Consider the following 16,036-nt stretch of genomic DNA (forward strand, 5'->3'; position numbering starts at 1 on the left):
ATTTATCTGCGGAATCCACGGCGTTTTTCCTGTTCCTGTTCGATTTCCTGTTCGATTTCTTCTTCCTGCTCTTCCCGGTTTCTGTTCGCGTCTTCGTACCTATCCCTGTCATTGACGTTCAGGTCAATTTCGGAATTGCCACCTTTTGAAATCTGCTTCTCATCGGGTGAGATGCTGTTTACGGTGTTGATTTCTCTGGAAACGATGTTCAAGTCGTTGGAAATTTCCTTGGCGATTTCGGGATATTGGTCGATTTTATCCATCAGGAAATTTTTCAGTTTCTGAAGTTCGTTTTTGTAGCGGTTCATTTCCGCGACATCCTTCTTGTCGGCAATGATTGCGGTGAGTTCGGTGGCATTTTTAATGAGGTCGAACTCGGCGACGATGTTGTTTTCCTTGTCGTAGATGAATGCCTTTTTTTCAAGCGAAAGTTTCTTCTCATTTTTGTTTGAAAGGTCTTGAATAGTGGAATACTCAATTCCATCCTTGCTGTTTCTGAGGATTTCGGAGATGCTTTTATCCCGCTCCAGAAAGATGACTTTCAGTCGGGTGTTGTTTTCCGTGAGTTGGAAAGTTGCCCTGTTTTTGTCGTTGTCTGCGACAATCGTGTAGCCCTGCAGAAATTTTTGGATGTCGTCCGCTTTCAGTTTTTTTGAAAATGACAAATCTTCATTGATGATTCCGAACTTTTTAAGTTCTTCGGTAGGTAGGTTTTCAGTTTGCATAGTAGGTTGCTATTAAATTGTTTGCTTTGTTTAGGTCGTTTAAGAAATGGTAGGGATTGATGCTTTGTCCAAACTCCTTTACTGCAAAATGCAGGTGCGGTCCGGTAGAGTTCCCTGTGTTTCCACTTTTCCCGATGATGAAGCCCGCCCTGACTTTTTCTCCGACTTTGTAGTAGATTTCGGAGAGGTGGAGATAGGAGGTTTCAAATCGGTTGAAATGTTTGATTTTGATGTAGTTTCCACCGCCTTTGGAATCCCAACCTGCTTCGGTAATGATTCCATCAAGCACGGCGTGAACATCTTCGTAGTTGGCTTTGAGGTCAATTCCGTTGTGCATTTTTGCAGTGCCGAAAATTGGATGCATCCTTGTTCCGTAAGGCGAAGTCACGCTAATTCTATTGCGCAAAGGCATTGAGATATTTTTCCGTAAACCTTCAAAGGTGGTTTCAAAATCCTTTTCCTGCTTTTTTTCGGGTTGAAAATTTTGCATCAGTTCAAATAGTGAATCTTTCATCTTTTTGTAGTCCACGTTACTTTGATTGTTTCCATTATGGTAGTTTTTAAGCATCGTCTTTAGAGAGTCGATTTGACTCGTTAACATCTTCATTGAACTTTCGGTTTCGTTTTTCAGTTCCGATTTTGGGGTGATGTTGAAGATTTCTTTCCACGATTTTTTCTCCTTTTTTTGGTTGGAATTCTCCTCTTTTGGGGTTTCCATAATTTTAAAGTCTTCCGTTTTGTGTGGTTTTGTCGGCATCAGCGTATTGAATTGAGCCATGGAATAACCGCCTGTTAAAAGGAGAATTGTTAATGTTATTATTGTCGTTCTATTTTTCATTTTTAGTAAATTCATTTACGATTAATTCAACCTCCTTATTGATTTTTCTGAAGTTGGTCATCAGGACATCGTTTTTCCTATTGTTTCCCATTTTGTCGACAAATGAGTAATAGGAAGGCATTTTCACATAGTTGTGTTCTTCCTGTTTGATGGCCTTCATATCCAAATTGATTTTGCCGTTCATCGCCGAAGTTTTGTATTCCTCGGTGTCGTTTTCCTCGCCCTGAGCAATCATTCCGACCATTTCGCCAGTTTTGAGCGTCGCAATTTTTCCTGCAGGAATCATAAAGTCCATTTTCTCGTTGATGCTGGTCGTCGTTCCTTGTTGGGAGATGGATTGGGAATAGGATTTTTGCTTGATTTTTCCGAACAGTTTCTCCAGCCATTCCAGAGTATTTTTGTCCCTTGCGGAACCTGAAAGGATATTTCCAACAATGGCGGAAATGGTGTCGGCAACTTCTTTTTTGTAAAACTGTCGGAGTTGTGGGATTTCCTGAAGTCCCAATAAGACCGCCACTTTGTTGCTCCTTGCGGTCGCCACCACGTTGTCGATTTTATGTATGTAGATGGTGGGAAACTCGTCAGCAATAATTCCTCCCGGCAAATTGTGTTTGGAGTTGATGAGTCGTAAAGTCCTGTTTAAAACCGATGAATAAAGGGCGGAATTGATGTCCTGCGTTCCTGGATCGGATGCCAAAATCAGGATGGAAGGATTCTCCCTGTTCGTAATTTTTAGTTCCACTTCGTCGCCCGAAAACACCCAGAAACTTTCCTTGGTCGCCAATCGTGAGAGAAATATCTTCAAGGTTCCGACCTGTCCCTCCAACTGGTCAAATGCCTTGTTTTCATACGCCGTCTTAAAGGGAGAAAGCAGTGAGAATATTTCCTCGTTGGTAAAAAGTGTGTCAAAAATCTCCTTGTAACTTCGGTTCATAAAGGACAGGATATGTGGTAAATCCGAATATTTTCCGTCCTCGTAGGTGGCAAAAAAGTAGATACTCGACGAAAGAAAGTTGATGGCAGATTGGGTGAAAAAAGCATCGGAGCCGCCTCCCGAACTTGAACCTCCCTTTTGGAGCGACGATACCATTGACTCCGCCATTTCCTGTGCTTCCGCCAAGGTTTGGATGTATTCTTTTTTCAATGGATTTACCCTTTTGGATTTTTCTACCTCGTTCAGATTGATGACATGAAAATCGTATTCATACCCTGAATCTTTGCTTTTCTTCAACAGATAATGGTAGTAGGCAATCTGCGCCAAATCGGGAAACTTGAAATCGTAAATACACAGGCAGAAGCCTTTCGCTATCATTTGCCTGATTGCGGGATTGATGATTCCGAAAGACTTTCCACTTCCAGGCGTTCCAATCACCATCGTCCCACGAAATGGATTGATATTGACCCATCCCTTGTTGATTTTTTTACTGTATCTGAAGAGATATGGGATATTGATCGAGGTGTCCGTTTCTACCAGTTCCTGATTTTGGGCAAAACTTTCTTCCTCTACATTCCATCGGTCTTTTCCCATTTTTTGTTGCATGAGTTTTGAGATGGCGTCTGCTCCCATTTGAAGGATTACTGCACCCAAAAAAGACAATACGGCATAGATGACCTGATAAAGATTCAGTGCAGGAAAAATTTTAGGGAGTTTGGAGTTTCCTGCCTCGTTTTGCCAAACGAGTGAAGAAAAAATCATCAACAAGCCCAATATCATGGGGATTACGATTTCCGTGGCGATGTTCAAATCCTTTTTCTTCTTCGCCTTTGTCCCGACAGCAACCAATCCAATCAGAATCAGGGTCGCAAACTTTGCGTTGATGGGTGGGTAAAAGAAACTCATCTTCGAGAAATTTTTCAATAGATTTGAAACTATAGGAATATCTGCATCGAGGTAGAAAAGCGACGCACAATCCAATGCCACGACCGCATAAACCGCCTTCTGAAGGAATCCGTAAATCTTAATTTGGTGTTGTTGTTCCTGCATTACTTCCTATAAATTGTAGTTTTTTAAAAACTCTTTCTCTTTTTCCTCAATACGGTCTTTACCATAAATCTTCACTGCAATCTCCTTATACCACGCTTTCAGATAAGCCATTTTTATAATTTCCTTTTCTATTTCCTTCTTTGCTTTTCTGAGACGGAATAAAAAAAATATGGATATGCAAGAAGCGATGAAAGCGATGAACGCCAGGAGAAGGACAATAATTAATTCTGTTGGTAATGGGTTCATAACTAAAATGTATCTGCTTTTAAAATATCTGAATAATTCACCTTCATCTCGATGGTTCTTCCCGAGAGTTGTTCCTCAATCAGGCGGATCATCATCACCTTGCTGTTCGGAAAAGTGAATTTTTTGAAGACATAGATGTTTCTGAAATTTTTCCTGAAATGTTTCGGGGCGTAAAGTCTAAAAATCGGTGTCATCTCGATGCTTTGATTGTTGGTCGCCTTGTAGATTTTTTTGTCCTCGATGGAAAATTTTAGGTCTTCGATATCGTAACTCAGGTTCGAGCTGTTTTTGAAGGTCATATCGAGAAAGATGTAGTCGCTGATAACGTACACATTGTTGAGCTGCATACTGAGTTTAAGGTCTTTTTGCTCCCTGATTGGATTTTCTTCCGTCTTCTTCTGGATGATGTCCATCGCAAACTTGGTCAGCTCCAAGTTGGAAAAACGGGTTTTGTCCAGTTCAATCGGCTGCATCTCTTCTGGCTGGATATGGATGTTGGTCACGGTGTTTTTATTTTCCGAATTTCTGTAAATAGCCTTATATTGGGCAATAAAAGACTGACCTACAACGGTTATTATTCCTATTTTGTCGCCATTCAATAAAGAGGTGGTTTTTGCCTTTTCCTTTGGGTCGACGTTGGTAGGAGCATCCGTGATCTTGATTCTCGCGATATTGATGTTCGGTAGATCACCCGTGAGTTTTTGGGTGGACAAATCCACATATTGGATGGGTTCCGGTGAGATGATGTGCAGGTTGACGCCCTCCGTAATCACTAGTTCGGGCAATTCCGAAATGACTTGTTCCTTGGTTGCGGTTTGGGCAATAAAAAGGTTGGATATAAGGAATAATAGGATATTGATTGCTGTTTTCATTTTTATTTCTTTTGTTGGTTTTGTGAGTCTTTAAGCTGTTTTTCGTCGATGAGAAATACATAGGAGTTGTATTTCAGTTTGGCTTTGTTGGTTTTAATGAGGTTGGCTATGGATTTGGAGGTGGAAGTGAACAATTTTGAGCCGATGCTCGTGAAAAATCCCTGTCCGCCCATATCCATCTGTGTTCCCTGTACGGAGTTGCTCCCCATTTCCCGAATCATGTCCCTGAAGACGCTTTCCGGAACATAAAGTCCCTTCAAACCGTCGATATCATAGATGGAAAGGTTGACGGGAAGAATTTCTCCCTTGGTAAATACCGAGACAATCTTGAGGTCAACCCGCTGCATGGAAAATCCCGAGATTTGCCCGTAAAGGATGGAGCCTTTCTCAATTTTTCTGTTGCCGACGAAGATGTCTTCCAATAATCGGAACCGGATTCTGCTTCCCAGAAATCCCTTGTTGTTTTCATCAATGACGGCTTTGATAAAACTGTTCTCATTTTCCCTGTAGAAGGCATTGAACTCGCTGTTGATTCCCGACTTGCCGACATTGAAGGTGGAATTGAGGAACTCGTCCATCTTTTCCTTGTTTGCCTTGAGTTTCTGTTCCGCCAAGAGTTTGGCTTGGTATTCGGGATCCCTCGCTTTTTCTAGGGAATCCATGACGAGCATCTGCTGTTTCAGATATTTTACGGGGTCTTGCTGTGCATTTTGATTACTAGATTTTTGATTTTCTGAAAGTTGCTCATTTTCCTGTTTCCCATTGGACTTGTCGTTCAGCATTCGGATGATTTCAGAAGACCTCTTGAAATCCTTGTCCTCATTTTGCTGTTTTGGATTGTAATAGGAAGAGTTGCCTCCTTTTGACGCCTGCTGATTTTGTCTGCTGGAGACCGCCTTCAGTGAATCGATCTTTCTTTTCTGGTCCAAAGACAACTGGTCTTCATAACTGAGCAGACTGTCCTCTTCCTTGTCCAATCCTCCGAGCATCGTCCTGTTGTCGTCCTTCTTGAAAAAGGCGTCGTAGGCATCGTTCTTCGTCATGATGGAGTCCCGTGTTTCTCCCAGAGACAGGGAAAGTTCTTTCGGCTTGTCCTTTTTAGAGGTGTCCTCTTTGGTAAATTGGGCACCTACATACACAAAGAGCAGCAGGAACGGCAATGCCAGAAGGGGCATCACATATTTTTTTTCCTTAAAGTTGATTTTCTTAATGTCCATGTTGCAGTTCTTGGTATTGGTTGTACAAATATTCTATTCTCAGGCTGTCTTCTTTTTGGAGTTCTTTTCGGTCCCTTTTCATTTTTAAAATTTTGAGTTCATTAACTATTTTCTCCATTTCTTTCTCTTGGTTTTTATTAATTTGCTGGGTCGTGTTGCTTTTGGAATAGAGGTTTGGGGGCTTGATTTTAAATGTCGACTGGCTCGGAAAGAAAATTCCCTGTATCAGCGATCCGATAAAAGACACGGAGAGAAAAACCATCGAATGGGTGAAAAACTTCTTCGGATTTTTTGCCGCCCATTCCAATCCCTTTTTTGCGGTTTGTTTTAGAAAATTTTTCATCTTTAATAGGAATTTTTGGTTTGGTTGGAGATTTCCTCGTTGTCGATAATCCTCCAATTTTTAAGCATCACACCGTGCGGATTGTTTGGACTTCGGATGATGTCCTCAAAGTATCCTTCGGTAATCAATTTTCTTGTAATCACGGCAGACTTTCTGGTAATCATCTGCTTTCCGAAAAAGGAGAATTTCTGTTGCTCCATATTGAGCGAGATGGAATCCGTATGAATACTGACCATGGAACTGGAGGCCACAATCTGGTTGTAGAAGCCTTTTTCCTTGAGATTGGTGTATTCTTTTTTTCCGCTGTCGTCAATGAGGTACAGTGATTTTTGAATATTCTCCTTGATGTAGGCATCATCGGGAGCCAAGGTGAAAAATAGTCGGTGGAACAGTTCAATTTGGGCTTTGTATTCTACGGGTCTGTTTAACAAGACATCGGTCTGCTTTGCCAGTACCGGAACCCCGTTGTCCAAAATGTAGATGGATTTTCTTGAATCCTGAATCATCCGATAGGCAAAGAAGAAGCCCGCCAATACGATAATTACGGCAAATGCTATTGTTCCCAGCGAAACTACCTTGTTGATTTTTATTCTTTGTTCGATATTTTTGATCAGCATCTTATTTATTTTTTGTTGTTATTCATCGCACTGTTGACCATTCCCGATGCGGAACCTGATGCAGCCGATTTTGCTGCTGCTCCCGCTACGGAAGCTCCACCGGTTTTGGCTGCCAATACCGTTGTTTTAGCGGCACTCGCCATTCTTCCAGCAGCACTCTTCATCTTGGTCATCGCACCTGCACCTCCCGCTGTAACAATGGTGTCGGCAATGGTGGGCGTCATCAATACCCCGATTCCCGTCACGATATAGGCGACACAGGTAAAGAGCTGGTTGTAGATCATTCCCGAATTGCTCACATAAACCATCAAGGCATCTAAATTGGTGATGGTTCCATTGGTTAAAAGCGTGTCATACCGCTCAATCTCCATTTCATAACCCGAAGCGATCAGTTGCTGACCAATATTGATGATGGTATAGGCTACAAAGGTGTATAGGTTGATGTTGATGAACTTGGAAACCCAGCTGTACAGCGAGTTTTCAAATCCTGGAACGAGCGCCATACCTACCGCAATAGGCCCCAAAATAATGAGGATGTAGGCCCAAATTTTTTGGATGAAGAAAATAAGGTAGACACAGATTCGAAGGATGGAAAGGCAAACGAACTCGATAATTTCTGCAACCAGTTTTTGGAGCTGGAACTCCATCCGTAACTGCCATTCCTTGATGGGTTGGATGAGTTTGTCCAGTCCCTCGCTGATGTCGAACCAAGAGTCGTCGGCATCTTTGCCGGTGTTGTTGATGACGTCCTGCTTCGCATCCTCGTCGGCTTTCAGTTTGATGACGGCATCGAGTAGCTGCTGCTGTTTCTTGAATCGTTGAATCCTCAAATCATTCACTTCGGACTCAATGTCGCTGAAAATGGCGATTCCCGGTTCTGCAATGGCTTCAAAGGGTGCCTGAATCAGATTGACAAAACCACTCCAATACACCAGGGTAAATCCAATGAGGATTGGTTTGAGCATCGGGGTGATTTCCCATTCCCGGTCGCCCGCCGCCATTTGCCAACCCATGTATCCGAGATACATCAACGCTCCCAGTCCTCCGATCGCCCTTCCAACCAAAGCGGATCCGACAGCACCGTCTTGAACGCTGTTGTCCAGTTTGGTAAAGACCTCCATAAACCATTTCTCAAATGCGCCGTCGCCCTTTAGAAATTGGAGCAGGTTGCTGTAGTCGCCGTCGGTTTGGGCAAAGCCGATTATCGGCAGCAATATTGCCAAGAGGCAAAATAAGGGTGTAGTATTTCTTTTCATCACTAAAATTTATGTTTGTACTGCTGCATCGTGTTGTGGATGATCTGCTTGTCGGAAGCGGGAGTCCAAGCCTGTGGCAATGCATAAGGCGAATGGTTTTTCAGAATATTTTTATAGTCCAAAAGAAGTGTCGTCTTATCGTTGTGTTTCCTTAATTCCTGCACGAACCTTCTCCATTTGATAAGGGTGTCATGGTACATCAAAAAGCGTTTTCCTCTCGGCATATCCATCGACCTCGACATTGAATATTTTTCCTTGATTAAGTCCAATTCCTCCTGAAGTCTTTTTAAAGTTCCCGTGGTATTGAGCGTTTCGTAGGTTTGCTGGTTCTTCAGCCTCCATTCGATAAAGTTTTGAGGATTGTCTGGAAATTCGGTAATGGGTCTGAGCATCCTTTTGTAGTAGAGCAACCAGAGCGGGTCTGCATCGACCGTCGCCGAAGTCCAATGGGCAAAGTCTTGGACGCTTCTTTTATAGATGGTGTCGGATGCCGCCTTTATCTTTTTTGCCTCTTCCTCTTGAAATTTCACTTGGGCAAAACGCTGGTTTTGAAGTCCCGTCGGTTTTAGCGGTCGGATATCTTCTCCATCCTTATAATCCCTGTTTCTGCTGGGAGCCCACATTCCCCAAACGGTGGCATACGCGAAGTTGGTCTGAATCCCCAAAAGGTATTTTGGATAGGGACGCCAATCGCCCCAACTCTGGAACACCATCCTTTTGTGCTGGGCTACGATGGAGGGGTCGTTCAAACGCTTTACGGTAAACTGCCCGAATACGCCGACTGCTGTCAGCAAAAGCGGAACGAGGGCAAATTTTTTAACTAATTTTTTCATCTTTTTAATTGAATATGTATTTGTATTTCTGGATAATGTCTCCGACAATCGCCCTGTCGATATTGAGGTAGTTTCTTAGCACTGGAACCTGGTACAGGTACGGAATCTTCTTGGCGTTTTCTAACCGCAATATGATGTAGAGGATGTTTCCATTGATGTTCCGAACTCGGGTAAACACCTTTTCAATAAGCATCTCCCTGTCCATCGGATCCATCAGGAAATCCTTGTTCTCGTTCAAAATATCCTGCGTGACTTCCTGCTTGAGTTTTAAGGTCTGTTTGCCGATTTCGACATAGTATTTGGAAACCAAGACGGCATATTCTGGATGTTGCGCCGACAAGTCCAGCATTTTGTTGGAGTTGTTCGCTACCTTTCCCAGATATTGGTACAGATAGATTAACTTTTTGCTCTGCGTGAGTGCCGAGTTGACATTTTTTAGTTGTTGGTAGATGTATTCCTGAATGGCGATGACCTGTGCAGTCTTGTTTTTAATGTCGTCGTACAGTTCCTTCTGTTTTTCATAAGAGTTTAGAAATGCCTGCTCGCTTCCCAGCCTTACGCCGTGGTTGGTGGTCATCTGCACCAAGAGTTTGTCGTTGATAACAATCTGCTGTCCGCTTACAAAACCAACAGAAAAAAACAAGATTCCTCCGATAAATAGTTTTCTCATTTTTAAAAGGATTTGATGTTTTTCATAATGTTCTCGACCACCTGTTTGTCCCGATTCACATAGTATTGAAAGGCTCTTTTGTTTCGTAAGACTTTTGCCTTGATGTCCCGAATCTTTAAAAGCATATGGGTAGAATTTCTGCTCAGCGTCTTGACTTCTCCCAAGGCATAATCCAATAAAATCTTGCGCTCCGACTTTTCCATCTGGTTCATTGCCCCATAGGAAACCACAATCCCGACAATCAGCCTCGTCACCATTTGCAGATCATCCACAAACTGAACCTGTGAAGGCAGAACCGCGATGATGGAATAAGGTGCGGTACTGATTTCATGGATAATGGCTTGCTGGTTTTGGGTGATTTTCGTAATCTCCCTGCTCATCGCAATTCCTGTGGGAATCGCTTGAATGGCGAACGATACGATTCGAAGTCTGTCCTGAATTTTGGTCACCTTGTCCTTGAAATTGTTCCACTGGGTTTTGTTGGCAGTTTCCACCGTGGCATTGGCAATTTGGTTTTTCCGCATCTCCTTCTGCCTCTCGTTTTCATCCATCGTCGCCTTGATTTCTAGGTTCATCATCGGAAAGGATACGTTTTCCTGCTGCCAAGACGGCGTGGAGCCGCCACTGGATGAAGTGAGCACAAAATAAATCAGCAAGCCCCCAAACCCCCGAAGGGGGCTTTTTAAAGCGTTAATTATGGGATGTTTCATTTTCATCTTATTTTTTTACATTGTTCCCCTTTGGGGACAGGGGCTAGAAATTTCTTTTGTATCGGTTCATAATATTTTCTACAATTCCCTTGTCGGTATTGATGTATCCTGCAAATGGATTGATGGAGTTCCAGAATCCCAAACGATTGGCTTTTTCCAGTCTTAACTTGATTGCCAGAAGCCAAAGCTTTAGGTTTTTGACATTCTCGGAAATGTTGTGCAATATCTTGTATCGGTCTCCCGCAGTGGCAAGGTTCAGCTCTCCCGAGGCGAGGATGTCGGAGACATCAGTCACTATTTTTATACTCTGTTCATAGGTTTTCTGTGAAGCCTTTACCCCGAAAATGGCATATTGTGGATGTGCCGATGCCAACTGAACTACCTGCGATGAATAATTGTAGCATTTGTTGAGTTCCGAATAAATCTCCTTCACCTGGATTCCGTTCTGCAAGGTTCCCGAAACTTCCTTCAGACCTTTCAGAATCTTATTCTGAATATCGTTGGCAACCACCATCTGGGTTCCCACCCACGCTTGGGCATCCTTCAGTTTGGAGGTTTCATCAATCACATCGTTCTGCTTGGCTTTCAAGTTTTCTGAATAGAGGATCATCGCCGCCGTTACCGTCGGGTCGATGTAGGTGTTTTGGGAGAAGCCCCATGTCCCCCAAAGGGGGAGAATCAACAGGAAAAGCCTCCTCCAAACCCTCCAAGAGAGGGAATTTATTGAAAGTCCCCTTTGGGGATTTTGGGGCTTATACTTTTTCATATTCCTCGTGTTTTTGGTTGATTAATTCTGAAAAATGGATATTTCGGTTTTCCAATTCCTGCGAGATGATTTTGAAGATATTTTGCCCTTTGTGCGTCTTCTTCATCATCCTGTAATAGGAAACCACCTTTTTGTCCAATGGCTTTTGATAAAGGTTGACGAGCGATACCAAGTTTTCAAGGCTGTCTCCGAAATTTTTCAAATCGCCTACAATTTTTTGCAAAGCCTCGTCGTAGTTTCCGTATTGTTGGACATAGTATTCGACTGCGGATTTTTCTGGTTTTTCCGTGGTGTAGGTTAAATACTGCTCCAAGGAAACCTCATTGCCGTGCACTTCTCCTTTGGAACCCCGCTTCAGATAAAATTCCTTGAAACGGCTTCTTCCAAATTTGTTGTTCAAATTATTGATGGTGAAAATCTTGTTTTGTTCCACCTTGTTCAATGAAAGCAGTGATGCAATCTTGTCGAAGTTGTCCTTGAACTTGGTCTGATCCAGCAATATGAAGGTGTCCGAGTTATTAATAATACTGTCTTTTACGACGGCATTTCCGATGATGTCGTCCAATTCCTGGGTAACAACCACTGCTTCTCCCCAAAATTTCCGAACCGTCTTGTAGAGATAGAGAATATATCCGCCCATCAGTTTGCTGGCAATCGCCTTCCATGCTTCCTCGATGATGAGCGCCTTTCTTCGGTCTTTTCGGAGACGCATTTTCTGGATGAAGGTATCCATGATAATGAGTGTCACGATCGGAAACAGTTTCGGGTTGTCTTTCACATTGTCGATTTCAAAGACGATGAATGGTTCGTCAAAGAGCGTGTTGTCTGCACTTTCGTTGAGTGTCGTTCCATATCTTCCGCCTTTGTAGAAATCCTTCAGCACGAACAAGAATGTCCTTAGATTAAATTCCTTTTCGGTGATGTGGTGTTTCTTATTGTTCAGGTAAAGGGGCAGAAATTTATCGCAGTAGTCATAGAATCCGTTGAAGGAAAGTTCTTTTGCCTCCAATTTTTCTTCGAGCTCCTTAATTTTCTTGATGATGGTTTTTCGGAAGGACTCGTTCCATTCTTCCGCCGTTTTCGGCTGCCTGATAATCTCGTTGGACTTGATGAGGATGAGTTGCGTCTCATTGTAGATTTTTCTCTTATCTTCATCGTTCAAGGTTTCATAAGCTTCGTAAACCTTGTAGAATTTTTCGCTGTCGTAATTCGGGTTGTTCATATTTTTGTCCGGATGATATTCGATGGCGAGTTTTCGGAAAGCCTCCTTAATCTCGTCAGAACCTGCATCGAAAGCGATTCCCAAAATATCGTAATAGTTGTACTGTCCGTTCGACTGGTTCTCAAAATCTGAAATAATGTCTTCCTCGTGGATGTTGTATTTGTTCAGATAGAGAATGAGTTCCTCCGAGGTCTTATGCTCATACCACCTGGTTCCCGAATTGAAATATTGGTGGTAATACGACATCAGCACATTGTCCAAAATAGATTTTTGTGCGGACGACATCGTGGCATCGGGACCTTGCCAAATCAGGAAAATCAAATTGGTCAAAAATTCTATTTTTTCGATGTTGAACTCTTTCTTGTTCATCAAAAAAGGATTCATGGTGATTGGTTTTTCTTCAGTGTATTGGATGTATCTCCCGCCTTTGTATTTGCAGGTTCCCGAATAGGAATCTCCCGTGTCCACAATGACCACGTCATAATTGTAGGTCAGGTATTGCTCAACGATATTGTTCATCAGGAAGGACTTTCCAGAACCTGACGGACCGAGGACAAACTTGTTTCGGTTGTTGATTCTTCCTGTCTTCATCGGCAAGTCCGCCGGATCAACTTTCAATGGAACGCCTTGTCGGTCGGTAAAACGCAGATAAAAATTGGATTCCTCGTTCACGGGGTAACTTTCTTTAAAAAAAAAACACAAGGCCGCTTCGCTTGTCGTCATAAATAAATCGTATTCCCGAAGTTCCGTGGCATTGCCTGGAATGGCGGAGCGAAATAGTTCGAGCTGGTTGTAGGCGTTCTTGGAGACGATAATTCCTTTCGTAAAAAGCTTGTTCTCGATCATCGACTGTATTCCTTCCATTTTTTCCAGTGTATGTGTTGAAAATATTAGGGAGAAATGGGCATTGACCACGAGTTGTCCGTCGATGGCGATATTGTGGAGAAGCGTTTGGATTTCTTCCGCAATAATGGCGTTGGATGGAGAGTTGTTTGCCGCCCCCTCGTGCTTCTTTTTCTTTTTGTCGAGTTCCCGCTGTTGTTGCGCCTGCAGAGGAATGGTGATGACCTGATTGTAGATGATGGTTTCGTAATCCTCCAATTCGTTGATGAAGGTGAAGTTGTCCACCGCCGTTTCCGAGGCTGCTCCGTTTCCTCCCAATATGGAAAAAGGATCTATTTCTGAAGGCAGGTCGATATTTTCGACATCCACATAGGAAATATTTTTGACGAAGCGGTTTCCGATTTGGAGATATTCGTTGGTACTTTTGATATTGTCAAAAACCGGGGTTTCCGTAAACTGCATCGACAATACACCCGAAATGTAGTATTCAAAATCTTTCTCATATAAAAATTGGGGTTCGCAACCGCTCTGCTTCAAGAGCATCAACACCTTTTGGCATTTGTCGCGAAGTTCCTTGTAACTTTTTTCGGAAAACTGGTAGTGCTTGTTTTTCTTCTTGAGTTTGTCGTCCACAATGTCCGTAAACAGGAGTACCGTTTCGATGGTTTTAAATAGTCTTCCGTCAAAATGCTCGGAGTATTTCTGCTGGAGGAACTGGTTGGAGGATTCGGCGGTATATCTCTTTTTGGAAAAGATGTCGAGTTTTTGAACGATTCTTCCTTCGCCAATAATGGATACGACTTGATTCAGCACGGTATGGAAGTTCAGGTAGTTGTCTGGGTCGGCGGAATACTGTTCCACAATGTTCTTAATTCTGATGCCGATAATCGGATTCCCGTACTGTCCGAAGAGGACATCAAAATCCCATCCAAAATCCTTTCCGTAATCGTAGCCGATGAAGGGAATGTCAAATGCCTGTTTCTTTGTCTTTACCATCTTTTAAAAATCTTTTGTTGTTGAGTTTTTTTGGAAAAATGAATATCTGGTCAAAATTTTTGGTCTTGTCGTAGAGTCCGTTTTTGTCCTGCTTCTTGAAAATGAGGTAGACACCTCCTGCGGTTACCAATAAACCTAATAATGAACCCAGCAATCCGAATTTGGATAAGATGAGTGCCGCAACCACACCTGCGCCGATGACGGCTACCGCATAAATGATGTATTTGCCTTTGAGTCCGAAGAATACAAGGGGTTTTTTGAGCCCCTTGTACAGGTAGTATCCCATCTTAAGCAAAGAATGCGGTTACAAATTCCGGAACCACGATAAGGAAGATCATCGCACCGCCGTAGCCGAGGATTTCTTTGTTGACATCCTGGTCGCCGTTCGTCCATTTGTTGTACACCCTCAATCCTCCGATAAATCCTACGAGTCCACCGACTGCCTTTAATATCAGCTTGATGGGGTCCCAATAGTCCTTAATGTCGGAAGCGGCATTGGAGATGGCGGTCGCTCCGCCCTGCGCAAGCATCGGGGTCATTGCCAGCATCACCAAGGCAAGGGTTAGAACTTTCTTTTTTGTCACGTTTTTTCTGATAAAATTTTTCATCATTTTTAAAATTTAGGTTAGTTATGTATGGTAAATTGGTTAAATCGTCGAGTGGTAAACCTTTTGTCCCTCAATATTGTCCACCAGTTTTACGTTGGTTTCAGAAAGGTTGACAAATTCTTTCCATTGGTCTTTCTTGCTCTGTGCATCATTTTTTTTCTTGGAAACTATTGGCTCAATAATTTCTGGCTTTTTGCTGATTTCCGTTTGCTGTGGCGGATTTTCATGGTGTTTGGTTTCGGGCTGTTTTGAGCTGGTCCCATCCAAATCCTCTTCCTCTTCAAATCGTTTCCTCAATTCTTCCAAACTGGGATTGTCTTCAAAATTGTTCTGTCTTTGAATCGGAATGGGTTCGCTTTTTAGGAATGATTTCGGGGTTTTGAGATTTTCCACATCCTCGATGCCGATCAAGGTGGGTTCCTCATTCTCCGCCTGTGCAAAGTCGCCGAGTGAGTATTCTTCTGCAACATCGGTCTGAACGGTTTTCTCTTTTTTTAGGAAAAGGTCGTAGACGATATTTCCGGCATAGTACAGAAAGTAGGCTCCTAAAAGGATGAGTGAGTATTTTAACATAATGTATTGATTTGAGGTTTGTGGTTTATGGATTATTTTTTTCTTGTCTCTTTTGTCTCTCGTTAAAGCGCAACTTTTTTGACCTCGCTGATCTGCTGTATAATTTCGTCGAACGGCTTCTTTACGGCGTATTTTTGCTCGTAGGTGAGTTTTCTCGTGTCGATGGTTTGGAGGCAGTTTCTCTTGAACACGGGATTTTCTAGTAGAGTTCCGTATTTTGCCAACTCGATATCCATTTCCTTTTGGTTGAGATATTTGTAGCCCTTGTCGTATTTGGAGCGGATGAAGATTCTTTCCGCCTCGCTTTCCAACAAACCCAGAAGATTTTTGAATACCAAGGTTGATTTTACGGACACATCGGAATACTCAAAGGGAATGATGATGAAGTCGCTGTACACCAAAACATCGCTGTATCTCTGGTCCAGTGTTCCCGCCAGATCGAACAGGAACAGGTCTTTGCTTTCTTTCAGGTCGACAACCTGTTCCAAGTCCTCGAAAGGCGGCTCATCGTCATCTTCGCCAATGACTTCCACCTCGTAGAGTTTGGGCAGTTCCGAGTCCGCATCCTCCCTCCATTTGTTGAAGAAGGATTTTTGGTAGTCGAAATCAAACACCTTGATCTTCCTTGTAGAAATTCTGGAGAGATAGTTGGCGAATGCGATGGCGAGGGTGGTTTTCCCTGTTCCGCCTTTTTGGGTGGCAAATGTGATGATCATT

At 42.9% G+C, this 16,036-nt stretch carries 18 protein-coding genes; all 18 read right to left on the reverse strand.

What is annotated here, in order from left to right; all coding sequences use genetic code 11:
- Window positions 1-2 precede the first annotated feature (2 nt).
- The 18 genes from FNJ88_RS08850 to FNJ88_RS08935 all read right to left on the reverse strand — a co-directional run bounded on the left by FNJ88_RS08850 (window position 3) and on the right by FNJ88_RS08935 (window position 16,035).
- The gene (locus FNJ88_RS08850; RefSeq protein ID WP_024565604.1) at window positions 3-725 is read right to left on the reverse strand and encodes a hypothetical protein; all 723 of its coding nucleotides are present in this window, start codon (window positions 723-725) and stop codon (window positions 3-5) included.
- Window positions 715-1,563 carry a M23 family metallopeptidase gene (locus FNJ88_RS08855; protein WP_024565603.1) on the reverse strand — a complete coding sequence of 283 codons (849 nt, stop codon included), beginning with the start codon at window positions 1,561-1,563 and terminating at the stop codon, window positions 715-717. The genes FNJ88_RS08850 and FNJ88_RS08855 overlap by 11 nt, the downstream gene beginning before the upstream one ends.
- Window positions 1,553-3,547: a type IV secretion system DNA-binding domain-containing protein gene (locus tag FNJ88_RS08860; protein WP_024565602.1), complete on the reverse strand. Its 1,995-nt coding sequence runs from the start codon at window positions 3,545-3,547 to the stop codon at window positions 1,553-1,555. The genes FNJ88_RS08855 and FNJ88_RS08860 overlap by 11 nt, the downstream gene beginning before the upstream one ends.
- Window positions 3,548-3,553: 6 nt before the next feature.
- On the reverse strand, window positions 3,554-3,793 hold the full coding sequence (locus tag FNJ88_RS08865; protein ID WP_024565601.1) for a hypothetical protein: 240 nt from the start codon (window positions 3,791-3,793) through the stop codon (window positions 3,554-3,556).
- A gap of 2 nt (window positions 3,794-3,795) precedes the next feature.
- Entirely contained in the window at window positions 3,796-4,665 is an 870-nt protein-coding gene (locus FNJ88_RS08870; protein ID WP_024565600.1) for a DUF4138 domain-containing protein, read from the reverse strand.
- 2 nt (window positions 4,666-4,667) lie between these two features.
- Entirely contained in the window at window positions 4,668-5,876 is a 1,209-nt protein-coding gene (gene traM / locus FNJ88_RS08875; protein WP_024565599.1) for a conjugative transposon protein TraM, read from the reverse strand.
- Window positions 5,872-6,225 (reverse strand): hypothetical protein, encoded by a 354-nt coding sequence (locus tag FNJ88_RS08880; protein ID WP_024565598.1) that lies wholly within the window; start codon window positions 6,223-6,225, stop codon window positions 5,872-5,874. The genes traM and FNJ88_RS08880 overlap by 5 nt, the downstream gene beginning before the upstream one ends.
- Window positions 6,226-6,227: 2 nt before the next feature.
- Complete coding sequence (gene traK, locus FNJ88_RS08885) at window positions 6,228-6,842, reverse strand: conjugative transposon protein TraK (RefSeq protein ID WP_024565597.1); 615 nt, start codon at window positions 6,840-6,842, stop codon at window positions 6,228-6,230.
- A gap of 5 nt (window positions 6,843-6,847) precedes the next feature.
- The gene (locus FNJ88_RS08890; protein WP_029738611.1) at window positions 6,848-8,098 is read right to left on the reverse strand and encodes a type IV secretion system protein; all 1,251 of its coding nucleotides are present in this window, start codon (window positions 8,096-8,098) and stop codon (window positions 6,848-6,850) included.
- A 2-nt stretch (window positions 8,099-8,100) separates the two neighbouring features.
- Window positions 8,101-8,811 carry a hypothetical protein gene (locus tag FNJ88_RS08895; RefSeq protein ID WP_228414504.1) on the reverse strand — a complete coding sequence of 237 codons (711 nt, stop codon included), beginning with the start codon at window positions 8,809-8,811 and terminating at the stop codon, window positions 8,101-8,103.
- Between the two features lie 124 nt (window positions 8,812-8,935).
- Complete coding sequence (locus FNJ88_RS08900; RefSeq protein WP_024567401.1) at window positions 8,936-9,601, reverse strand: hypothetical protein; 666 nt, start codon at window positions 9,599-9,601, stop codon at window positions 8,936-8,938.
- A 2-nt stretch (window positions 9,602-9,603) separates the two neighbouring features.
- Entirely contained in the window at window positions 9,604-10,311 is a 708-nt protein-coding gene (locus tag FNJ88_RS08905; protein WP_024567402.1) for a hypothetical protein, read from the reverse strand.
- Between the two features lie 43 nt (window positions 10,312-10,354).
- Window positions 10,355-10,921: a hypothetical protein gene (locus FNJ88_RS08910; protein ID WP_228414505.1), complete on the reverse strand. Its 567-nt coding sequence runs from the start codon at window positions 10,919-10,921 to the stop codon at window positions 10,355-10,357.
- 142 nt (window positions 10,922-11,063) lie between these two features.
- Window positions 11,064-14,138, reverse strand: a complete 3,075-nt coding sequence (locus FNJ88_RS08915) for a TraG family conjugative transposon ATPase (protein ID WP_024567404.1) — start codon at window positions 14,136-14,138, stop codon at window positions 11,064-11,066.
- On the reverse strand, window positions 14,110-14,424 hold the full coding sequence (locus FNJ88_RS08920) for a hypothetical protein (protein WP_024567405.1): 315 nt from the start codon (window positions 14,422-14,424) through the stop codon (window positions 14,110-14,112). The genes FNJ88_RS08915 and FNJ88_RS08920 overlap by 29 nt, the downstream gene beginning before the upstream one ends.
- Window position 14,425: 1 nt before the next feature.
- Window positions 14,426-14,749, reverse strand: coding sequence for a DUF4134 domain-containing protein (locus tag FNJ88_RS08925; RefSeq protein ID WP_024567406.1), 324 nt, complete (start codon window positions 14,747-14,749; stop codon window positions 14,426-14,428).
- Window positions 14,750-14,785: 36 nt separating this feature from the next.
- Window positions 14,786-15,319: a hypothetical protein gene (locus FNJ88_RS08930; protein WP_024567407.1), complete on the reverse strand. Its 534-nt coding sequence runs from the start codon at window positions 15,317-15,319 to the stop codon at window positions 14,786-14,788.
- A gap of 62 nt (window positions 15,320-15,381) precedes the next feature.
- Entirely contained in the window at window positions 15,382-16,035 is a 654-nt protein-coding gene (locus tag FNJ88_RS08935) for a ParA family protein (protein WP_024567408.1), read from the reverse strand.
- Between the last annotated feature and the right edge of the window lies 1 nt (window position 16,036).

It is taken from the genome of Chryseobacterium sp. SNU WT5, from assembly GCF_007362475.1.
Taxonomy (GTDB): Bacteria; Bacteroidota; Bacteroidia; order Flavobacteriales; family Weeksellaceae; genus Kaistella.

Bases quoted from the DNA above. Each gene is read 5' to 3' on its own strand.
- FNJ88_RS08880 (WP_024565598.1), bottom strand. From the start codon at position 6,225: ATGAAAAATTTTCTAAAACAAACCGCAAAAAAGGGATTGGAATGGGCG.
- traK (WP_024565597.1), bottom strand. From the start codon at position 6,842: ATGCTGATCAAAAATATCGAACAAAGAATAAAAATCAACAAGGTAGTT.
- FNJ88_RS08850 (WP_024565604.1), bottom strand. From the start codon at position 725: ATGCAAACTGAAAACCTACCTACCGAAGAACTTAAAAAGTTCGGAATC.
- FNJ88_RS08930 (WP_024567407.1), bottom strand. From the start codon at position 15,319: ATGTTAAAATACTCACTCATCCTTTTAGGAGCCTACTTTCTGTACTAT.
- FNJ88_RS08920 (WP_024567405.1), bottom strand. From the start codon at position 14,424: ATGGGATACTACCTGTACAAGGGGCTCAAAAAACCCCTTGTATTCTTC.
- FNJ88_RS08870 (WP_024565600.1), bottom strand. From the start codon at position 4,665: ATGAAAACAGCAATCAATATCCTATTATTCCTTATATCCAACCTTTTT.
- FNJ88_RS08925 (WP_024567406.1), bottom strand. From the start codon at position 14,749: ATGATGAAAAATTTTATCAGAAAAAACGTGACAAAAAAGAAAGTTCTA.
- FNJ88_RS08900 (WP_024567401.1), bottom strand. From the start codon at position 9,601: ATGAGAAAACTATTTATCGGAGGAATCTTGTTTTTTTCTGTTGGTTTT.
- FNJ88_RS08935 (WP_024567408.1), bottom strand. From the start codon at position 16,035: ATGATCATCACATTTGCCACCCAAAAAGGCGGAACAGGGAAAACCACC.
- FNJ88_RS08890 (WP_029738611.1), bottom strand. From the start codon at position 8,098: ATGAAAAGAAATACTACACCCTTATTTTGCCTCTTGGCAATATTGCTG.
- FNJ88_RS08905 (WP_024567402.1), bottom strand. From the start codon at position 10,311: ATGAAACATCCCATAATTAACGCTTTAAAAAGCCCCCTTCGGGGGTTT.
- FNJ88_RS08895 (WP_228414504.1), bottom strand. From the start codon at position 8,811: ATGGTGTTCCAGAGTTGGGGCGATTGGCGTCCCTATCCAAAATACCTT.
- FNJ88_RS08860 (WP_024565602.1), bottom strand. From the start codon at position 3,547: ATGCAGGAACAACAACACCAAATTAAGATTTACGGATTCCTTCAGAAG.
- FNJ88_RS08855 (WP_024565603.1), bottom strand. From the start codon at position 1,563: ATGAAAAATAGAACGACAATAATAACATTAACAATTCTCCTTTTAACA.
- FNJ88_RS08915 (WP_024567404.1), bottom strand. From the start codon at position 14,138: ATGGTAAAGACAAAGAAACAGGCATTTGACATTCCCTTCATCGGCTAC.
- FNJ88_RS08865 (WP_024565601.1), bottom strand. From the start codon at position 3,793: ATGAACCCATTACCAACAGAATTAATTATTGTCCTTCTCCTGGCGTTC.
- FNJ88_RS08910 (WP_228414505.1), bottom strand. From the start codon at position 10,921: ATGATCCTCTATTCAGAAAACTTGAAAGCCAAGCAGAACGATGTGATT.